The sequence below is a fragment of the Providencia sp. Je.9.19 genome (assembly GCF_051129765.1).
Taxonomy (GTDB): Bacteria; Pseudomonadota; Gammaproteobacteria; order Enterobacterales; family Enterobacteriaceae; genus Providencia.
Genome location: NZ_JBCPSS010000003.1, coordinates 260,639 through 279,987 on the forward strand (window position 1 = coordinate 260,639; position 19,349 = coordinate 279,987).

Below are 19,349 nucleotides of genomic sequence, written 5' to 3' on the forward strand. Positions count from 1 at the left end.
TCCCATTTAAAAAGTTGTTGCCAGTTTAAATATTGCGATTATCATGTCAACTAAATTAATTTAAAAAAGTTGACGATAGATTAAATGGATAGTTCTGATATTGCTTTTGATGCTAAACACATTTGGCATCCCTATACCTCAATGAGCCAGCCAATTCCTGCTTATCCAATCAAAGCAGCACAAGGTGCCGAGCTAATAATGGCTGATGGAAAAAAGTTAGTAGACGGAATGTCTTCTTGGTGGGCGGCAATTCATGGCTACAATCATCCTAAACTAAACTTAGCTACTGCTAATCAATTAGAAAAAATGTCCCATGTGATGTTTGGTGGAATAACTCATCCACCCGCAGTTAACCTGTGTAAACAATTAGTTGCTATCACCCCTGAACCTCTTGAGTGTGTTTTTCTTGCCGACTCAGGTTCTGTTGCTGTAGAGGTTGCGCTCAAAATGGCTTTGCAGTATTGGCAAGCTAGAGGGGAGAAACGTCAACGCATATTAACGCTGCGCCATGGATACCACGGTGATACTTTCGGCGCAATGGCGGTTTGTGACCCTGACAACTCCATGCATGGCTTGTACAAAGGCTATTTGCCACCACATATCTTTATTGATGCACCAAAATGTAGATTTAACGACGAATGGGATAAATCAGACTTACTGCCACTTGAGCAACAATTAGCAGAAAATAATCATGAAATAGCGGCGATCATCCTCGAACCTATCGTTCAAGGCGCTGGTGGAATGCGTTTTTATCACCCTCAATATTTAAAGGGGGTACGCGACTTATGCAATCAATATAATTTGCTCTTAATCGCTGATGAAATTGCCACCGGTTTTGGTCGTACAGGTAAACTTTTTGCTTGTCATCACGCTGATATCGCTCCTGATATTATGTGTTTAGGCAAAGCATTAACGGGAGGGTATATGACCCTCTCTGCGACTATCACGACTCGTCATGTCGCTGAAACGATCAGTAACGGTGAAGCGGGTTGCTTTATGCACGGCCCAACATTTATGGCTAATCCACTCGCCTGCGCCGTCGCTGATGCCAGTATCACGCTATTACTTAACAGCCCTTGGCAACAAACCATCGCCAACATTGAGCAGCAATTAATTAGCGAACTAATGCCTCTAGCAAACTACGCGAGTGTACAAGATGTACGCGTGCTTGGTGCAATTGGTGTTATTGAAATGAAGCAGCCAGTAGACACCGCTGCGCTACAAAAGGTTTTTGTTGCAAATGGCGTCTGGATCCGTCCATTCGGTAAACTCATCTACGTGATGCCGCCCTACATCATCACCCCAGAACAACTAAGTAAAATCACCCAAACGATCAAAAAAGTTTTAAGTTAACTCATTATTTTAAATATTCTATTTAACATACTGTTCAAATAATACTCTAAATAGTTCGGGCTGTCGCAATGCGGCCAACGAGCGAGACTCTAGGAGCGTAGATAACTACGTGACTAGAGCGAGCAAGTGCAGCCAACACAGCGACAGCCCGAAATATGACGAGTGCTTTTTTTCACATACACTCTAGAGCAATACTCTAAATAGTTCGTGTTACAGGTAGGCGGCCAACGAGCGAGACTTTAGGAGCGTAGATAACTACGTGACTAGAGCGAGCAAGTGCAGCCAACACCCCTGTAGCGCGAAATATGACGAGTATTAGATTAAGACCCACATAGGGCCTTTCCCGACCCCATACCTACCTATTTGCGTCAATTTCCCCGTAATCGAGTCAATTTCAGAGACTGAGATGTGGTCTGATTTTTGCCCACTCGAAATTAAGAAGCGCCCTGTTGCATCAATATTAAAGCCCCTTGGGTGTATCTCTGTTGGGTAACGCGCTTCTAATGTTAGCTCACAACCGTTATCAGAAACCAAATAGTGACTGAGATAGCTTTCGGAACGTTCACTGACATATAAATGACGGCCATCTGGCGTAATATGGATATCGGCCGCCCAGCGCTGGCTTTCGTTGCCTAATGGGTAATTTGCCAAGGTTTGCATGTTACGATAGCGAGTGAATTTACGATACACGCCCACCGTTGAATCTAGCTCATTCACACAATAAATAACTTTTTCTGTTGGATGGAATGCGAGGTGGCGAGGACCAGATTGCGTAGCAGTTGTAATTTGGTCTGCGGTTGCTTCCGTTAAATAACCATTTTCATGTAAATCAAACAAACGGATATGGTCTTCACCTAAGCACGGCACCCATAATTGTTGATTATCTGCATCAACATGGGATGAATGGGGATTACGCAGCCCTTCTATCACTTGGATTGCAGAATTTGGTACGCCATCATTATTAATGGGTAATACCGCGAGATTACCTTGGTGATAAGAAGGGACAAACAGGTATCGGCCGCTATTATCCAAAGATAAATGAACTGGCGTTCCGGGGATGGATGTTTCTGCTTTTAACTGTAATGTCCCTTTGTCTTCCACTTCATAAGTCACAACACGAAAATTAGGGCGCACACCTATATAAAGATGTTTTTTATCATGGCTCAAGACCATCGGCTGAACCTGTCCCGGCGTCGTAACAGTCTGTATAAGTGTGAGCTCACCAACTTCGTTCATCGACCACACGTGGATTTGATGACTTTCGGGACTTGCAATATAAACAACCTGATCCATCTTGGCTCCTTGATTCATGATGAAAATATTAAAATAATACTCACTATTTCTTACTATACCCTAAGGTTAGACCGCAAGCTAAAATATACCAATAAGCACATTACACCACGTTTAATATCGCGCTAACTTAGAGAGATAAACACGGACAACAATACCGCTGATCAAATTATAAAAGATTGAATAATAATGATACTAAAACGGTTCAGTTACCGTTAAGATGCTAAAACAAACAAAACTAGCTTAATGTTAAAGCTAATAGACTTATTGCTACACCCTAAACATTTTTTACCCCTATATTTACTATGTCAGTAGTATAGGCAACCTCTCAAATCACGTGGAGCCGTTTATGTCATACCGCGTTATTGCGCTCGATCTCGATGGAACACTGCTTGATCATCAAAAGAAAATTTTACCTGAATCTTTAGCAGCCTTAAATGAAGCTCGTCGCCAAGGTGTTAAAGTCATTATCGTGACAGGTCGTCACCATGTGGCTATCCATCCTTTTTACCAAGCTTTAGATCTTGATACCCCTGCAATCTGTTGTAATGGGACTTATCTTTATGATTATTTGGGTAAAAAAGTACTCAAATCAAATCCTATGACGCTAGATTCAGTCACCAGTATGATTGATAAATTACGTGGCTCTGATATTCAACATCTAATGTATGTTGATAACGCAATGCTATACAACGCACCGACTGAGAGCATCAAACGCACGCTCAATTGGGCAGAAACATTACCACAAGCTCAGCGTCCAACGATTGAATTTGTTGAAGATTTTGCTCATGTTATGCATGACTATGACTCTATTTGGAAGTTTGCAGTCAGCTCACCTGACCTCGACCAACTTAACCAAGTGATCCATGAAATCGAAACCGATCTCGGTCTTGATTGTGAATGGTCTTGGGTTGATCAAGTGGATGTAGGTCGTAAAGGTAACAGTAAAGGTCAACGCTTAAAAGAATGGGTTGAATCACAAGGTATGACGATGAAAGAAGTCGTTGCTTTTGGTGATAACTTCAATGACTTAAGTATGTTAACCACCGCAGGTTTAGGTGTCGCTATGGGCAATGCCGTTGATGAAATCAAACAACAAGCAGCTCTCGTCACCCGTGAAAATACCGAACCCGGCATCGCCGAGGTTATCCGTAAATACGTTTTATAGCAGTTTGTTTGAGGTTTTTCACTATCTCAGCTTAACTCGCCTTTTAATGAAACCGCTTAAATTTAGGCGGTTTTTTCGTTTATGTTATTCACTTTTACATCAATGAGTTGATGAAATCTTATTTGTTTCTGTATTTTCACCATATCGTTCAATTTTCGAAGTATCAATTTTGTCCTCCAATTGCCTTAAATCATAAGCAGTTTGAAGACGTAACCAAAACTCAGGAGTACTCCCTAAAGCAGCTGCAATTCGAATAGCCAGTGAAGGTGTTAAGTTCGTTTTTCCAGCCAGAAAACGAGATACTGTTGCAGGTGTAACACCAATATTTAATGCAAAACGACGACCACTGATATCCATATCGTCCAAGTCGCGAGCAATGATCTCTCCAGGATGTGAAACTTTAAACTGTCTCATTAATGATAGTCCTCATAGTTCAGAATATAAGTATCGCCCTTTATAAACTGAAAATTAATACACCAATTCGCTCTCACAGTAATAGACCAGTATCCCTCACGATTACCTTTCAACAATACCTCGGGGAGCATACATAAGTACGTGACCTGAATAACTGAGTGAAGCCAACAACGCCACAGCGAGAAGTACAACGAGTCATTATAATTGGCGAGAGAGAGAGACCGCCTTAACCTGAGCATAGACTTTTCGCCCCTTACGAATAGAAAGCTCATCTCGCGCCCAGCGGGTAATTCTCGCCCAAAGATAATGTTCATCGCCTAAATCTAATTTAACATCGACTTGTTCACCATCTTCAATCCATTCCACCACTTCTGCTGATAGAATATTACGAATACTACTAACCTGCGGTTTTTCTAAGACCAGTGAAACGTCCGATGCATCGATACGTATGCGTAATTCACTGCCTTGCACAGTATTCACTCGAGGGATCCATAATTTTTGCCCACCGACCATCACCGCAGTCATCGCATAATCTGGGTGCTGGCTATGAACAACGACACCAATGACGCTACTTAGCGTTTCTTGCTGCAACCACGGCCGTAATGCACTACTTGCCCATACGTCTTCTAATGGGCCAAAGGCTTTCACTTTACCTTGAGCCATCACGATAACTTTATCCGCTAATCGTAATATTTCATCAAGGCTATGACTAACATACAAAATTGGAATTTTAACGTCTTGTGATAGCTTTTCTAAATAAGGTAATAATTCACGTTTACGAGGTAGATCCAATGAGGCCAAAGGTTCATCCATCAATAAAATTTCTGGCGCAGTCAATAATGCGCGACCTATCGCTACCCGTTGCTTTTCACCACCGGATAACGTGATAGGAAAACGATGAAGTAACTCTTCAATACCTAATAATTCCACAATATCGTCAAAGCGAGCTTTCATTGCTGGCGCCATACCATAGCGCAAATTGCCTTTAACTCGATAATGCGGAAACAACCGTGCATCTTGAAATACATAACCAATGTGCCGTTTCTCTGGAGGTAAACAAATGCGTTTTTCAATATCGACCAAGGTGCGTCCATTGAGCACAATTCGCCCTTTATTGGGCTTGGTTAATCCGCCAATTACATTGATTAATGACGTTTTTCCGGCACCTGAAAGTCCAAAAACGGCAGTTATACTCTCGGTGGGTAACTGAGTTTTAACTTCTAGTTGTAATTCACCCAGTTTTTGGGAGAAATCGAGTTCTAACATATCAAGCAACTCCCAAACGCTTTTTACCCCAACGGGTCAGCCACTCTGAAATTAATAAAGAAACCAAGGCTAAAATAATCGCGATAATACACAAACGCGCTGCATCCACTTCTGCGCCAGGGGTTTCTATCAAAGTGTACATAGCGAGAGGAATAGTCTGCGTTTCACCAGGAATATTGGAAACGAAAGTAATCGTCGCACCAAATTCACCAAGAGAACGTGCAAAAGCTAACACGGTACCGACAATAATACCCGGTAAAGAAAGAGGGATCGTAATGGTAAAGAAAACCATTAGAGGTGTTGCCCCTAATGTTCTAGCAGCTTGCTCCAATTTTCTATCGACTGCTTCAAGAGCTAAACGGATAGCCCTAACCATGAGCGGAAAAGCAACCACCGCGGAGGCTAATGCCGCGCCGCGCCAACTAAAGGTAAAGCTAAAGCCAAACCAATCATATAGCCATTCACCAATAAAACCGCGTTTTCCCATACTTATCAATAACAAATAACCCACTACCACCGGCGGTAATACCAGTGGTAGATGGATAATGCTATCGAGCAGTGTTTTACCCGGAAAATTACAACGGACTAATATCCAAGCAACAAGAATGCCAAGAGGCAGACTAAATGCCACCGCAACTCCCGACACCTTTAGACTTAGATAAATCGCTTCCCATTCATAAGCACTTAACATCTGCAATACGATAGTCTCTTAACAAAAATTATTAACGTGGAGTAAAACCGTAACGTTTGAATACTTCTGAAGCCGCTGGGGTTTTCAAATATTCATAATAGTCACGAGTCGCTTTATTATCCTGATCTTTCACAATAGCCATTGGATATTCAACGGGTTTATGTGAATCAGCAGGAAAGATACCAACTACTTTAACTTTTTGACTTGCTACTGCGTCTGAACCATAAACAATGCCCAGTGGAGCTTCTTGACGTTCAACCAGTGCCATTCCACTACGCACGTTATTAGTACGCGCTAACAATGGATTGACTGTATCCCAAGCACCTAAACTGGTTAATGCTTCTTTTGCATAGATACCGACAGGAACATGATCAGGATCGCCAACTGCTAAGCGACCGCCATCTAAAAGTTTTTTCCAATCAGTTTGTTTATTAATTTCAACTTTATCAATTTTAGAATCTTTCGGCGCAATCAGTACTAATTCGTTACCTAGCAAAGTATAACGCGTATCAGCAACCATTATTTTTTTATCAATAACATAGTCCATCCACTGCTGATCAGCCGAAATAAACATATTCGCAGGTGCGCCCTGCTCGATTTGGCGAGCTAACGTTGACGATGATGCATAAGAGGCCACCACTTCAACATTATGTTCTTTTTTGTATTGCTCAGAAATTTCATTCAGTGCGTTCGTCAGTGATGCCGCAGCAAATACCGTAATTTTTTCAGCCGCAAAGCTATGACTTGCCATCGTCAATGTTAGCGTGGCGCCAGCGAGCAGTTTTACTAAACCTTTTTTCATTTTAATCCACCATAGTATGAGTTAACTCGCTATATATATCAGGACACAACGATAACTTAAAGACAAAGTATGAATAAAAGTGTGCTAACGCAATAAAATAGGCAATTTAGTGCCCCGCTATACTTACAAAATCATGGATAGCTTGGTTATTTTTCCAACAAAATCGCTTTTATATAGTTGGCTATTTATTTTTCTTGTAATTTTACAATCGCTAATAATAAGCATAGCAATATTATTTACTGACGATTACCTGCAATATATAAAAGGAAAAAATAATGATAATCCCCTCTTACCTTCCTTCGCTAAATGTTAATCAGTTTAATCACTTATTCATGGACATAATCAAACCTGAAATTTTTGAGACATTATGTATATCGGCAAGAAATGGTGATTTTTATAGTATTGAAGCACTAAATAATATCGCATTACGACAAGATGCCATTGGTCAACAAGCTGAAAACGAGTTATTCGATTTATTTAGCGGAAATCAATCAGAAAAAAAGGGAAGTGCTAACAAAATACAAAAGGGAGTTGATAGTGAAATACAAAAAGCGAGCTTAGCGCTATATAACATAGCTCTTTATAATAGAACCAAAAATAATAATGATATGCAGAAACTTCATGCACCGTCGAAACTTCTTTATATCGCGGGCTCTACCCTCACCAATATAACCGAGAAACAGGCATTATCGATGCTTTTAATAGGAAATCAATCCGCTCAATCACCCAATGAACAACTTGGTGAGCTTGATATTTGGGGGGAGAATCGGATGCTGCAAACAGATGAAATTAATGCAACGACTAAAAAAATAGCTCGTGGTACCCCTGATATTTCAATTAACTTCCCTATTGGCATCACACATTCACATGACAATATGTTAAATGAAATAATTGAAGAAAAACAAAAAGATAAAAATTTTCTTAATCAGCCTGAATTATTTCCAATCAATACAGGAAATCACTGGATTTTATTTATGCTCTATAAAGATCTATCTGATAATAAAGTTAAAAATATCGTATTTAACTCCTATCATGAATTAGATCAATCCATAAAAGTGAACCTAATCAGATCAGCAAAAAATGCGGGACTGACAGAAGAGTCTGATATCACATTTATCGAAAGGAACATTCAAGATAACGCGCCCAATGGCTGTGGGCTGTTTGTTGTTAAAGCTATTGAACTGATTTGTCAGACACCAGAACAAAATCCAGAGGATAAATTAAAATCATTTACCCAAGAGTTCGTGAAAAAATCTATTGAAGAACAGCGATTATTCAATCAACAAATCCGTCGTCAGCTATACGGCGTATATCATGATGATATTTTTTATAAAACTAAGGAAACTGAGCGCCTATAACTTATTGAGCAAGGTAACACAATGCTAAATGATATTGCCCCCTGAACATTGAAATATTCAAGGGGCAAATAATTAGATAGAAAACAAATTAGCTAAGCGCTACTTGTTCTCAGAATTGTGATGATGTGGAACGTGTGCTTTTGACAACAAGTTAAAGAAAGCACCAAGACCATAAATCAGTCCCATAATCAAAAACATCACAACTGGAACCATCATGAGGGCGAAGCCCAAACTTTTTATCAGTTCTAACATTAAAAGCCTCTTCAGTGATACTGTGCCCACCAGCCTACTGATACGCTGACGAGGAAAAAATAACCGAATTTAAATAATAACGCATAATCAGATGATATACCCTATATAATTTAAATTGCATGTAAATGCTAAGGAAAGCAGTTCCAATAAACACACCTAACTAAGTGATTTAAATGCCTTAGCAATAACTACACTCATGTAATTTGAAGTAAGACAGGTATAATGCAGGCTATTTTAGCGATATTATCACTATAACGTCATGCTAAACGTGCTTTTTAGGTCCATCTCGACCAATCTGACAAAAGGGGTCAATATTATGCAGGCAGAAATTTTACTCACATTGAAATTACAGGGTAGTTTATTTGCTGACCCTCGTCGTATTGCACTGTTAAAACAAATAAAAGCGACAGGTTCAATTAGCCAAGGCGCTAAATTGGCAGGTATTAGCTATAAAAGTGCGTGGGATGCAATTAACGAAATGAATCAACTCACCGATGATGTTCTGCTAAATAGAGCAACTGGTGGCAAAGGTGGCGGTGGCACCACATTAACACCTTATGGTGAGCGCTTACTTCAACTTTACGATTTACTGGCACAAATCCAGCAAAAAGCCTTTGATGTACTCAAAGAAGATAATTTGCCTCTCGATAGCCTGCTCGCCGCAATTTCACGTTTCTCGTTACAAACCAGTGCCCGTAATCAATTTTTCGGCACCTTAATCGCTCGTGACCACAACCATGTCCAACAGCACGTACAAATTCGCCTTGCAGATAACCGTACCGTTATCAATGCCGCGCTAACGGAACAAAGTGCGAACCGTTTAGGCCTTATTGAAGGTAAAGAAGTTCTAGCGCTAATCAAGGCTCCTTGGGTCAAACTGACCAAACAAACTGACTCACATAATTTTGATAACCATTTACCGGGTAAAGTCACCACATTAGAGCGCGGAAAAGAAAACAGTGAAGTATTACTAACCCTATCAGGTGGCGAAACCTTGTGCTCAACATTAAGCAATTCAGACGTCGATACACTAAAATTGAATATTAATGATGATGTTACTGCCCTATTCAATGCAGATCAGGTCATTATCGCAACACTTTGTTAAATCTTGCAGATTTTATTATCTTACAAAATTAACGCGCATTCGCTTTATTTAGCCTGAGATATCGTTCAACTGTTGACTTTGTCTTCAATCCTGATTATTTGTGATAGAAGGCATGGTCAATAATAACGATAAGGAAGCTTGATGAGCACAATAACAATACAGCATGGCAGCTTTAAGCTCAGTGACACCCAGACTCTCAACATCCCTGAATTAACCATAAATAAAGGGGATAGTTGGGCATTTATTGGCGCCAACGGGAGTGGTAAATCTTCCCTCGCACGCGTTCTTTCCGGTGAGCTTCTTCCTCTTTCTGGTGTTGTAAAAAGTACCTTTAACGCACCTGTTCGCCTTTCTTTTGAGCAATTACAAAAAATCATTAGTGAAGAATGGCAGCGCAATAATACCGATTTGCTCAGTGATGATGAAGATGACACCGGCTATACCGCAGCTGAAATTATACAATTCAATCATAAAGATAATGAATATTGCTTAGAGCTTGCTGCCAAATTTGGGATTAGCGACTTACTTTCTCGCCGGTTTAAATACCTCTCATCAGGGGAAACGCGCAAAGTATTACTCTGCCAAACCTTAATGGGGCAACCTGACCTTTTGATTCTCGACGAACCTTTTGATGGCCTTGATATTTACTCAAGAAACAATCTTAGCGAACTATTATATTCGTTATCTGAAAAAGGCCTCACCCTTGTTTTAGTACTCAACCGTTTCGATGAATTACCTGAATTTATTGAAAATATGGGAATTGTCGCAGATTGTTCTCTAAGCCTTTGTGGAAAGAGAGAGTCAGTACTCGCTAACACGCTTATCACGCAGTTACAGCACAGCGAAAAAATTAAACAGCTTTCGATTCCCGAAACAGAAGATCCCACCAACGATAATGGACTTGATAACGAAACGCCTCGCATCATTCTAAAAAATGGGGTGGTAAGTTATAACGATAAACCTATTTTGCATGGTTTGAACTGGCAAGTGAACCCAAATGAACACTGGCAAATTATTGGTGAAAATGGTGCAGGAAAATCAACCTTATTAAGTTTGATTACAGGTGATCATCCTCAAGGCTACAGCAATGATTTAACCCTCTTTGGCCAGCGCAGAGGCACTGGTGAAACTATTTGGGATATCAAACGTCATATTGGTTATGTCAGTAACAGTATTCACCAAGAATATCGCGTATCCACTAATGTAATTACCGTGATTATCTCAGGATTTCATGACTCTATTGGCTTATATCAAACCCCTTCAGATAGGCAAATACAATTGGCTCATGAATGGCTGAGGCTATTGGGTTTTCCTGCGAAAACAGCGCAACAACCATTTCATAGTTTATCCTGGGGACAGCAACGATTAGTTTTAATCGCTCGGGCATTGGTTAAACACCCTGCGATGCTTATTTTAGATGAGCCTTTACAAGGATTAGATGGAATTAACCGTTTGTTAGTACTGCGTTTTATTGATGTTATGTTGAGCCAAGGGACAACCCAACTTTTGTTTGTGTCTCATCATCAAGAAGATGCACCATCTTGTATTACTCATCGGTTGATCTTTGTTCCTGAGGGAAATAAATATCGCTATGATATTGAAACACTTTAAATAGAAACTCTGTTTTCTGTTCTTCACTCTGATCTGCGCCGGTAAGCAATAACTCACTGTTTATCGGCGAATTTAATCCAATGATTAATAATAAGTATCAAATATATAAATAGCTAATCTACTAATTTTTAAAACCTTTCTGTGGAATCAATAAGATTAATTCAATTTCAAGTCGAAATGAGAATGAAAATCCTTAAACTCTTTCGCTCTTAATAATTTCAAATACTTATCTAGGTGTTTTTTATGGTTTGGTTAACGTTGGCCTCTTCACTTGCAATACTTTCGTCACATCGATTAATCGCTGCTTTGCTACTATTAGTTTCTATTGGCTTAGCTTTTTTTGCTCATATCATCAACTGGCAAGTAATTTTACTTCTGACTTTTATTGTTATTATTGGAGGGATTCATTTCTACTTTAAACATAACTTAATCTTAAAAATTAGTAGTGAAATTATACTTATTGTCTGCGCCGTTGGACTCTTTATTCATCTTTTTCCGGGCTTTAATAACACAAAATATTTAGATAAAGTGATCGTAGGGCCACAAAGCTCACCCTTTAGCATGTATTTTAATTTTGATAAGGCGCTGATCCCTTTTATTCTATTAGCCTGTTTACCAACACTATTTTCTTCTCGTCCAACCAAAACTGCGACATGGCGCCAATGGGGATTACTTGTCATCGCGGTTCCCATTCTACTTCTCGTTGCCACTTTTGCAGGCGGCCTTGGCTTTGAATTACACTTTCCTACATGGCTACCCGCTTTCATTCTTTGTAATCTATTTTTTGTATCGTTAGCTGAAGAAGCACTATTTCGAGGATATTTACAGCAACGCCTAACGTTATGGCTTGGCTCTCCTTACCTTGCTCTGATACTCAGTGCGCTATTATTTGGTGGCTTACATTTTACTGGTGGCCCATTATTAATCCTCTTTGCAACCCTTTCTGGTGTCATTTATGGTCTAGCTTGGATGTGGAGTGGTAAATTATGGCTTGCTGTATCGTTTCACTTCGGGTTAAATCTAGTTCATCTGTTATTTTTCACTTATCCAGTAAAAATGTTTATTGGATAAAAAAACAACAGCTCGAACCATTTTTTTATCGCTTTCTAGGTTAAATTTTCACTTAGAAATAGGATTGGCGATGAGTTTTTTGATTTGGTTTGGGTAAATAGTCAGTTGCTACTAGCGTTCGGTTTGACTATCCCTATAATATAAGTCAGCAATGATTTATTTCTAATTTTGAATGTACTGATAGGAGTTTTAGCTATGGCTGTAACTAAACTGGTTTTGGTAAGACACGGTGAAAGTGAGTGGAACAAAGAAAACCGTTTCACAGGTTGGACTGATGTAGAATTGTCAGAAAAAGGCCGTGAAGAAGCAAAAATCGCAGGTCAACTGTTAAAAGATGAAGGCTTTGTTTTTGATTTTGCTTATACCTCAGTACTAAAACGTGCTATCCATACCTTATGGGGCATTCTTGATCAGGTTGAACAGCAATGGCTGCCTGTTGAAAAAAGCTGGAAATTAAATGAACGCCACTATGGTGCTCTGCAAGGTTTAGACAAATCAGAAACTGCCGCTAAATACGGTGACGAGCAAGTTAAACTGTGGCGCCGTGGTTTTGCAATCACACCACCAGAATTAACCAAAGATGATGAACGTTACCCAGGTCACGACCCACGCTACGCAAAACTTTCAGACAGCGAATTACCTGTTACTGAAAGCTTAGCAACGACTATCGAGCGTGTTATTCCTTATTGGGAAGAGGTTATCAAACCACGTGTTGAAAGTGGCGAGCAAGTTATCATTGCTGCGCACGGTAACTCACTGCGTGCATTAGTAAAATACTTGGATAACATGGGTGAAGATGAAATTCTAAACCTGAATATCCCGACAGCCGTACCGATGGTTTATGAATTCGATGAAAACATGAAACCTATCAAACGTTACTACTTGGGCAACCAAGACGAAATCGCGGCAAAACAAGCTGCTGTAGCGAATCAAGGTAAAGCTAAGTAATTTACTTTCTTAACCTCTGATACTAAGGATTGAGCTAATCACTCAATCCTTTTTTATTTGATATCAGTTATCTATCAATAAGCGTCCATATATCTTTGATAAGAATAATGTCACTATGGTTTTAGAAAAGGCCAGAACCGACTATCATAGAGAAAAATAATTGAAAGGCTTATAAAACAAAAATGAATAAATTTAATCTCTATGTTTGGGTGGGGCTAGTACTGAGCGCCAGTATTTTAGGAACGCTAGTTTATATGATCCAAACCGGTGAGCTTATCGTCGATGGCTCGAATGGCGCAGCAAACGCTGAGCTAATGAAGACCTTAATGATTATCGCCTGTGTCAGCTTTCCCATACAACTTCTCAGCATGATGTTAATGAGCTATAAGCCTAGACTATCCATTGCGGTAGCCATCATTAGTAGCATAGCATTAATGCCAATTACAATTGTATTTGCGATGGGTATGGTTTTTTCAGCGATCCGCTGGCGCTACCATCAATTAACCCCTTTTGATACCACCATCAATGTCGATTTTGATATCAGTCTACCATTTAATAAACGCCAAAATACCCTGATTGTCATCCCATTAGCCATCGTCAGCATTGCCTTCATCATATTGAGTCAAAGCTTAGGTATGTTCTTATTCGTACTTACGATATTTATCGGATTTTTTGGTAAACGTGCCAGCAATAGTATTTATTTAGCGATTAAAGATGCACACTTTTATATTCGCCCGAATATTTTTGCCCATTGCTACCGTATACCATTAAAAGATGTCACTTACGTGAAAGGTGAAAAAGGGAAAGTGTATTTCGATGTTCAGACGGATACTGAAGTACTGCAATTAACGGCAACTCCAGCGAATGCAACACCTGAAGAGCAAACTAAACTGGAAGAGTTATTAAATAGAATTCAAAAATAGATAAAACAATAAAGCCAGTTTAACGAGGTTATTTCATAGCGATAACTGGCTTTATTATGACTAAATTTTATCGATTACGGCGAGCAATTACCGCATCAGATAGCTGACGTAACACTTTTTCAGTATCATCCCAACCAATACATGCATCAGTAACACTTTTGCCATAAACTAGTGGTTCGCCAGATTCCAAGTTCTGGTTACCTTCAACCAGATTACTTTCAATCATAATACCTGTAATTGAACGGTCACCTTGGCTGATCTGTTGGCTAACATCAGTGGATACTTCCATTTGTTTTTCAAACTTTTTGCTACTATTAGCATGGCTAAAGTCAATCATGATACTAGGTACTAAACCTGCCGCTGTTAAGTTTTCACCTACTGCTTTTACATGCTCCGCACTGTAATTAGGCGTTTTACCACCACGTAAAATAATATGACAATCAGGGTTTCCGCCTGTATTCACAATTGCAGAATGCCCCCATTTAGTGACCGATAAGAAACAGTGCCCAGAGCGTGCAGAATTAATCGCATCAATAGCAATTTTAATTGTGCCATCTGTACCATTTTTAAACCCAACCGGGCAAGAAAGCCCAGATGCTAATTCACGGTGAATTTGTGATTCAGTGGTGCGCGCACCGATTGCGCCCCAGCTCATCAAATCAGCCACATATTGTGGGCTAATCACATCCAAAAACTCACCAGCAGTCGGTAAACCTTGATCATTAATGGTTAATAATAATTCACGAGCAATACGCAAACCATCATTAATATTAAAACTATTATCCATATGAGGATCGTTAATAAGCCCTTTCCAGCCTACTGTTGTTCGCGGTTTTTCAAAATAGACACGCATAACAATTTCAAGTGAACCTTTTAGCTCTTCACGCAGCTTCATTAAGCGTTGGGCATATTCCAATGCCGCTTTGGTATCATGAATAGAACAAGGACCAATCACCACAACTAGGCGATCGTCTTTACCTACTAAAATATTATGAATAGCAAGGCGTGCTTCATGAACGGTAAACGCCGCTTTCTCAGTTGCTGGAAATTTTTCAAGCAAAGCAATCGGAGGTAATAACTCTGTTATTTGTTTTATTCTAACGTCATCGTTCTGAAAATTCATACCTGTATATCCAATGTTTATTATTTTTACTTTAGTTGATTTGCATACCCAATTGATTTCAAGTTTTCATACAGTAAACTTCTCACGCAATAGATTTGTCACATCACAAATCATAAAGCGCTCTTGGGCAAATAACTGAAGTTCCTTACAGCGCCCAAATTCATAACCAAAAACTTGAAGATCACAGGCATCGAAATTTCAATCTAACTGTTCAAACGCCTCCTGTAAACAGTCAAATACCGGATGAAATGACTATTTATTCTGCTTCTGATTATAAAATGAGGTCATATGTTATTATTTAGCACAATAACTAGGCTTATAGGTCATCTAACAGTGCAAAAAAAAGAAAAAACGGCAAAATAACGATAATGTTACTTTAGCCGTTTTAAGTTGTTTTTTTGTACTTTCGTACAATTTAACGCTTAAATATAACTAGGCGGCTTAATCCTCATTGAGAACTACTTGCGCGCCAATGGTGAATAGCCATTTTCTTTTGCGGAGCGAATCCACAGTCTTGAGCCATTTAGTGCGATACCAAGCAATATCAAATACTCTAAAGACATTGCGTAAACACCCTGAATAAAGAAAATCACAATACTAATAACATTGATAACCACCCATACTAGCCAGTTTTCAACATATTTGCGTGTCATCAACACCATGGCAACAACTGATAATACCGTCATTGTCGAATCCCAGAATGGGAATGCATCAGGTTCAATAGTTGGCATAGCCAGGTTAGCGCCAAATGCATTCAATAATTCAACAGCCCATGTCGCTAATACACCAAATACTGCATCAATATTAAAGGTTAGGTAAGCTATAGCTAACACTGACACGACTAATGTCATCATTGCTTTAGGTAAACTTAACCAGCGAATTTGTAGCTCCGCCTGTTGGCTGCTGGTAACTCGACTCCAGGCATACCACCCATAGATATTTGCCACAAAGAAAAAAACCTGTAGTAGCAAATTTGCATACAGCTGAATTTGAAAGAAAATTACCGCAAATAACGTAACGTTAATCAGTCCAAACAAGTAATTAATCGTTTTCTCAAAGCTTGCCAGTAAAATGCAGAGTAAACCTGCAATAGTACCGACGGCTTCAATATACGATAGATCATAAACTGAATCCCATAACGGAATTTGAACTAACGTATTGGTTGTGCTAAAGAAATCCATCCCTAAATCCTATATAAGTTTGTGTTAAAATAGCATTGCTCATTACGACCATGACCACTAAATTGTGTACGCCTATTTTAGGCTCATGGCAAAATCCAACATTTTATTTAATGGTAACATAGCTTTTTGTCGTAGCTGCTCGCTCACTTGAATTTGATGCTGTTGTTCACGTCCCTCTAGCGCCTCTGCAATCGCTTTTAAACCATTCATTGCCATCCAAGGGCAATGTGCACATGTTCGACAAGTTGCTCCCTCACCAGCCGTTGGAGCGATATATAATGACTTATCAGGACATGCCTGCTGCATTTTGTAAAAAATGCCTTTATCGGTCGCCACTATCATAGAAGAATTCGGTAAGGTTTGAGCTGCTTTAATTAATTGGCTAGTCGAACCAACCGCATCAGCAAGTTCAACAATAGCTTGAGGAGATTCAGGATGAACAAGCACTGCTGCTTCTGGATATAACGCTTTCATTTTTTCCAATGATTGCGTTTTAAATTCATCGTGAACGATACAAGCGCCATCCCAACATAAAATATCCGCACCTGTTTGCTGTTGCACATATCGGCCTAAATGACGGTCTGGCGCCCAAATAATTTTTTCACCTAGGCTATCGAGGTGATCGATCAGCTCAACGGCAATACTAGATGTTACCACCCAGTCAGCTCGAGCTTTGACAGCAGCAGATGTATTCGCATAAACAACAACCGTTCTATCTGGATGTTCATCGCAAAAACGAGCAAATTCGTCTTCTGGGCAACCCAAATCTAATGAACATTGAGCGTCCAATGTTGGCATTAATACATTTTTTTCTGGACTCAAGATTTTAGCGGTTTCCCCCATAAATCGAACCCCAGCAACTAATAATGTAGACGCGGGATGAAGAGAACCAAAGCGCGCCATTTCTAATGAGTCTGCAACACATCCACCAGTTTCTTCAGCTAAAGCTTGGATTTCTGGGTCGGTATAATAATGGGCCACGATCACCGCATTTTTTTCAATCAGCAACGATTTGATTCGTTCCCGATAAAATGCTTTTTCATCCGAGCTTAGTAACGCAGGTTTAGCCGGGAATGGATAAATTGACTGGTTAAAATCAATAAACTCGCTCATCTCTTGCCTCTGTTTAGCATAACGCGATTTTATAACGACAATCGAGAATTAAATCACTCAATACGCTTATTTTTGTTTTATATACTAAACACGATACCCCACTTTAACGAACAAGTCTTTACCATTTTTAGCAAACCAAACTGTTTTTATCTATACCTGATACCCTTTACTTGATTTACATTAGTTTTTTCGCTTTTAATCCACTTTATCGGTATCGTAGTCGTTCTTGTTATACTAGATAGGTTAGTTATGGAATCACCTGCATCGTTAATAAATAAAATAATTTCTATTTCATTACTTGATCCTAGAATTGAGGCTGTTGTGCTGACCGGCTCTAGAGGACGAGAGCAACATATAGATAGCTATTCAGATATAGACATCGAATTAATTGGTCACGGCGTTACTGAGCTATTTACTGAAAAGGAATGGATTAATCATTTTGGGCAACCACTCGTTGCATTACATCTCTTAAATGGTGGTGAAAACGAGCCAGAATCACCAACTTGTTTAGTCATTTATGAGGAAGGTAGAAAAGTTGATTTCACCTTCGCAGAACCTGAACGCCTTAGTAAGATGAAAAAAGAAGGTTTAGACGGTACTTTTTCTCGTGGCTATGCCGTTTTATTAGATAAAAGTGGCATTACTGATGGGCTGCCAACTAAATCAAATAATACATCACTACTGCCTAGCGCACTGACTGAAACAGAGTTTGAAGAACTAATTTCTGATTTTTGGTATGAAGCGCATCAAGTTGCGATTGCATTAACACGTAATGAGCTGTGGATGGCTTGGTCTCGAAGTGCAGATATGAAGCAAAATTTCTTATCTTTATTAGAACTTTTAGTTTCTAACAAAAGTATGACTGAACAAAATGTTTGGTATGGTGGTCGAAAATACCATGATTGGATGCCTGAACATTTTATCAATGCACTCGAAACTATTTTCGATTGTAGTACCGCCCAAAAAGCAGCGCTATCACTTAATTGTTTAATGGCATGTTTTCTTGAAGTAGCAACCGAGTTGGCCCCATTATTAGGTTACGACGGAAAACTAGCGGTAGGAAATAAAATGCAAGATTTGGTCAGAGATATTCTAATGGACAACGGATTAATCGCTGAAGATATTTAGCACTAGAAATGGCATCAAGTATATGGCAAAGGACTGCTATATTTTGTGAGCCGTTAGATGGCAATACTTATCGAGGTATCTGCGAGTTTGCTACTGATAAGAACTAAGATGGTGGGCCGTGCGGGATTATTCAGCCTTCGGCTTCAACCCTACGGGTCGAACCTGCGACCAGCTTGTCGAGGTATCTGCGAGTTGCTACGAATAAGATCTAAGATGGTGGGCCGTGCGGGATTCGAACCTGCGACCAATTGATTAAAAGTCAACTGCTCTACCGACTGAGCTAACGGCCCATCTTGAAACTTTCTACTGCTTTTACAATCTAAAAAACTTTAAGATGGTGGGCCGTGCGGGATTCGAACCTGCGACCAATTGATTAAAAGTCAACTGCTCTACCGACTGAGCTAACGGCCCATCTTAAAACTTTCTATTACTTCGAATGATTCGCTTCGCTCATTTCGAACCTGCAACCAGCTTGCAAAAACTCGACTAATCTACCGACTGAGCTAACGGCCCATCTTAAAGTTTTCTAGTTAATTAAAATCTTACTAATTA

18 protein-coding genes, 2 tRNA genes and 1 pseudogene are annotated in these 19,349 nt (G+C 39.6%); 9 read left to right on the forward strand and 12 right to left on the reverse strand.

The window, feature by feature from the left end; genetic code table 11:
* The first annotated feature begins 84 nt into the window (after positions 1-84).
* Positions 85-1,353, forward strand: coding sequence for an adenosylmethionine--8-amino-7-oxononanoate transaminase (bioA, locus tag AAZR93_RS13745; protein ID WP_434720122.1), 1,269 nt, complete (start codon positions 85-87; stop codon positions 1,351-1,353).
* A gap of 315 nt (positions 1,354-1,668) precedes the next feature.
* On the opposite strand, the gene pgl is transcribed toward bioA, so the two are convergent.
* Positions 1,669-2,646, reverse strand: coding sequence for a 6-phosphogluconolactonase (pgl, locus tag AAZR93_RS13750; protein ID WP_434720123.1), 978 nt, complete (start codon positions 2,644-2,646; stop codon positions 1,669-1,671).
* A 346-nt stretch (positions 2,647-2,992) separates the two neighbouring features.
* On the opposite strand from pgl, the gene AAZR93_RS13755 reads away from it, so the two are divergent.
* Positions 2,993-3,811: a pyridoxal phosphatase gene (locus AAZR93_RS13755; RefSeq protein WP_434720124.1), complete on the forward strand. Its 819-nt coding sequence runs from the start codon at positions 2,993-2,995 to the stop codon at positions 3,809-3,811.
* A 99-nt stretch (positions 3,812-3,910) separates the two neighbouring features.
* Here the strand turns inward: AAZR93_RS13755 and AAZR93_RS13760 are convergent, their stop codons facing one another.
* The 5 genes and pseudogenes from AAZR93_RS13760 to modA all read right to left on the reverse strand — a co-directional run bounded on the left by AAZR93_RS13760 (position 3,911) and on the right by modA (position 6,984).
* Positions 3,911-4,225, reverse strand: coding sequence for a HigA family addiction module antitoxin (locus tag AAZR93_RS13760; RefSeq protein ID WP_434720125.1), 315 nt, complete (start codon positions 4,223-4,225; stop codon positions 3,911-3,913).
* Positions 4,225-4,338: pseudogene (locus tag AAZR93_RS13765) on the reverse strand (type II toxin-antitoxin system RelE/ParE family toxin); the annotation flags it as partial. The pseudogene AAZR93_RS13765 and the gene AAZR93_RS13760, both read right to left, overlap by 1 nt.
* A gap of 85 nt (positions 4,339-4,423) precedes the next feature.
* Positions 4,424-5,491 carry a molybdenum ABC transporter ATP-binding protein ModC gene (modC, locus tag AAZR93_RS13770; RefSeq protein ID WP_434720126.1) on the reverse strand — a complete coding sequence of 356 codons (1,068 nt, stop codon included), beginning with the start codon at positions 5,489-5,491 and terminating at the stop codon, positions 4,424-4,426.
* A 1-nt stretch (position 5,492) separates the two neighbouring features.
* A complete protein-coding gene (gene modB, locus AAZR93_RS13775; protein ID WP_336428945.1) occupies positions 5,493-6,182 on the reverse strand; it encodes a molybdate ABC transporter permease subunit in 690 nt (229 codons plus the stop codon).
* A gap of 31 nt (positions 6,183-6,213) precedes the next feature.
* Entirely contained in the window at positions 6,214-6,984 is a 771-nt protein-coding gene (gene modA, locus AAZR93_RS13780; RefSeq protein WP_434720127.1) for a molybdate ABC transporter substrate-binding protein, read from the reverse strand.
* A gap of 275 nt (positions 6,985-7,259) precedes the next feature.
* Here modA and AAZR93_RS13785 point away from each other — a divergent pair, with 275 nt between their 5' ends.
* Positions 7,260-8,342, forward strand: a complete 1,083-nt coding sequence (locus AAZR93_RS13785; protein WP_434720128.1) for an ElaD/SseL family deubiquitinase — start codon at positions 7,260-7,262, stop codon at positions 8,340-8,342.
* A gap of 99 nt (positions 8,343-8,441) precedes the next feature.
* Here AAZR93_RS13785 and AAZR93_RS13790 read toward each other — a convergent pair whose 3' ends face one another.
* Positions 8,442-8,594: an AcrZ family multidrug efflux pump-associated protein gene (locus AAZR93_RS13790; RefSeq protein WP_294103311.1), complete on the reverse strand. Its 153-nt coding sequence runs from the start codon at positions 8,592-8,594 to the stop codon at positions 8,442-8,444.
* Positions 8,595-8,910: 316 nt separating this feature from the next.
* On the opposite strand from AAZR93_RS13790, the gene modE reads away from it, so the two are divergent.
* The 5 genes from modE (at position 8,911) to AAZR93_RS13815 (ending at position 14,252) form a co-directional block, all read left to right on the forward strand.
* Positions 8,911-9,699 carry a molybdenum-dependent transcriptional regulator gene (gene modE / locus AAZR93_RS13795; RefSeq protein ID WP_434720129.1) on the forward strand — a complete coding sequence of 263 codons (789 nt, stop codon included), beginning with the start codon at positions 8,911-8,913 and terminating at the stop codon, positions 9,697-9,699.
* Positions 9,700-9,840: 141 nt separating this feature from the next.
* The gene (gene modF, locus AAZR93_RS13800; protein WP_434720130.1) at positions 9,841-11,310 is read left to right on the forward strand and encodes a molybdate ABC transporter ATP-binding protein ModF; all 1,470 of its coding nucleotides are present in this window, start codon (positions 9,841-9,843) and stop codon (positions 11,308-11,310) included.
* Between the two features lie 243 nt (positions 11,311-11,553).
* Positions 11,554-12,381 (forward strand): lysostaphin resistance A-like protein, encoded by an 828-nt coding sequence (locus AAZR93_RS13805; protein WP_434720131.1) that lies wholly within the window; start codon positions 11,554-11,556, stop codon positions 12,379-12,381.
* A 195-nt stretch (positions 12,382-12,576) separates the two neighbouring features.
* The gene (gene gpmA, locus AAZR93_RS13810; protein WP_294103319.1) at positions 12,577-13,329 is read left to right on the forward strand and encodes a 2,3-diphosphoglycerate-dependent phosphoglycerate mutase; all 753 of its coding nucleotides are present in this window, start codon (positions 12,577-12,579) and stop codon (positions 13,327-13,329) included.
* Between the two features lie 182 nt (positions 13,330-13,511).
* Positions 13,512-14,252: a hypothetical protein gene (locus AAZR93_RS13815; protein ID WP_434720132.1), complete on the forward strand. Its 741-nt coding sequence runs from the start codon at positions 13,512-13,514 to the stop codon at positions 14,250-14,252.
* Positions 14,253-14,319: 67 nt separating this feature from the next.
* Here AAZR93_RS13815 and aroG read toward each other — a convergent pair whose 3' ends face one another.
* The 3 genes from aroG to nadA all read right to left on the reverse strand — a co-directional run bounded on the left by aroG (position 14,320) and on the right by nadA (position 17,669).
* A complete protein-coding gene (gene aroG, locus AAZR93_RS13820; protein WP_434720133.1) occupies positions 14,320-15,375 on the reverse strand; it encodes a 3-deoxy-7-phosphoheptulonate synthase AroG in 1,056 nt (351 codons plus the stop codon).
* A gap of 458 nt (positions 15,376-15,833) precedes the next feature.
* Entirely contained in the window at positions 15,834-16,556 is a 723-nt protein-coding gene (gene pnuC / locus AAZR93_RS13825) for a nicotinamide riboside transporter PnuC (protein WP_434720134.1), read from the reverse strand.
* A 72-nt stretch (positions 16,557-16,628) separates the two neighbouring features.
* A complete protein-coding gene (gene nadA, locus AAZR93_RS13830; protein ID WP_434720135.1) occupies positions 16,629-17,669 on the reverse strand; it encodes a quinolinate synthase NadA in 1,041 nt (346 codons plus the stop codon).
* 249 nt (positions 17,670-17,918) lie between these two features.
* Between nadA and AAZR93_RS13835 the strand changes: the two genes are divergently transcribed.
* Complete coding sequence (locus AAZR93_RS13835) at positions 17,919-18,797, forward strand: aminoglycoside 6-adenylyltransferase (RefSeq protein ID WP_434720136.1); 879 nt, start codon at positions 17,919-17,921, stop codon at positions 18,795-18,797.
* A 214-nt stretch (positions 18,798-19,011) separates the two neighbouring features.
* Here the strand turns inward: AAZR93_RS13835 and AAZR93_RS13840 are convergent.
* Positions 19,012-19,087: transfer RNA gene (locus tag AAZR93_RS13840), tRNA-Lys, on the reverse strand.
* A 45-nt stretch (positions 19,088-19,132) separates the two neighbouring features.
* A tRNA-Lys gene (locus AAZR93_RS13845) sits at positions 19,133-19,208 on the reverse strand.
* Positions 19,209-19,349 lie beyond the last annotated feature (141 nt).

Coding starts and splice junctions, on each gene's coding strand:
- bioA (WP_434720122.1), top strand. CDS start 85: ATGGATAGTTCTGATATTGCTTTTGATGCTAAACACATTTGGCATCCC.
- pgl (WP_434720123.1), bottom strand. CDS start 2,646: ATGGATCAGGTTGTTTATATTGCAAGTCCCGAAAGTCATCAAATCCAC.
- AAZR93_RS13755 (WP_434720124.1), top strand. CDS start 2,993: ATGTCATACCGCGTTATTGCGCTCGATCTCGATGGAACACTGCTTGAT.
- AAZR93_RS13760 (WP_434720125.1), bottom strand. CDS start 4,225: ATGAGACAGTTTAAAGTTTCACATCCTGGAGAGATCATTGCTCGCGAC.
- modC (WP_434720126.1), bottom strand. CDS start 5,491: ATGTTAGAACTCGATTTCTCCCAAAAACTGGGTGAATTACAACTAGAA.
- modB (WP_336428945.1), bottom strand. CDS start 6,182: ATGTTAAGTGCTTATGAATGGGAAGCGATTTATCTAAGTCTAAAGGTG.
- modA (WP_434720127.1), bottom strand. CDS start 6,984: ATGAAAAAAGGTTTAGTAAAACTGCTCGCTGGCGCCACGCTAACATTG.
- AAZR93_RS13785 (WP_434720128.1), top strand. CDS start 7,260: ATGATAATCCCCTCTTACCTTCCTTCGCTAAATGTTAATCAGTTTAAT.
- AAZR93_RS13790 (WP_294103311.1), bottom strand. CDS start 8,594: ATGTTAGAACTGATAAAAAGTTTGGGCTTCGCCCTCATGATGGTTCCA.
- modE (WP_434720129.1), top strand. CDS start 8,911: ATGCAGGCAGAAATTTTACTCACATTGAAATTACAGGGTAGTTTATTT.
- modF (WP_434720130.1), top strand. CDS start 9,841: ATGAGCACAATAACAATACAGCATGGCAGCTTTAAGCTCAGTGACACC.
- AAZR93_RS13805 (WP_434720131.1), top strand. CDS start 11,554: ATGGTTTGGTTAACGTTGGCCTCTTCACTTGCAATACTTTCGTCACAT.
- gpmA (WP_294103319.1), top strand. CDS start 12,577: ATGGCTGTAACTAAACTGGTTTTGGTAAGACACGGTGAAAGTGAGTGG.
- AAZR93_RS13815 (WP_434720132.1), top strand. CDS start 13,512: ATGAATAAATTTAATCTCTATGTTTGGGTGGGGCTAGTACTGAGCGCC.
- aroG (WP_434720133.1), bottom strand. CDS start 15,375: ATGAATTTTCAGAACGATGACGTTAGAATAAAACAAATAACAGAGTTA.
- pnuC (WP_434720134.1), bottom strand. CDS start 16,556: ATGGATTTCTTTAGCACAACCAATACGTTAGTTCAAATTCCGTTATGG.
- nadA (WP_434720135.1), bottom strand. CDS start 17,669: ATGAGCGAGTTTATTGATTTTAACCAGTCAATTTATCCATTCCCGGCT.
- AAZR93_RS13835 (WP_434720136.1), top strand. CDS start 17,919: ATGGAATCACCTGCATCGTTAATAAATAAAATAATTTCTATTTCATTA.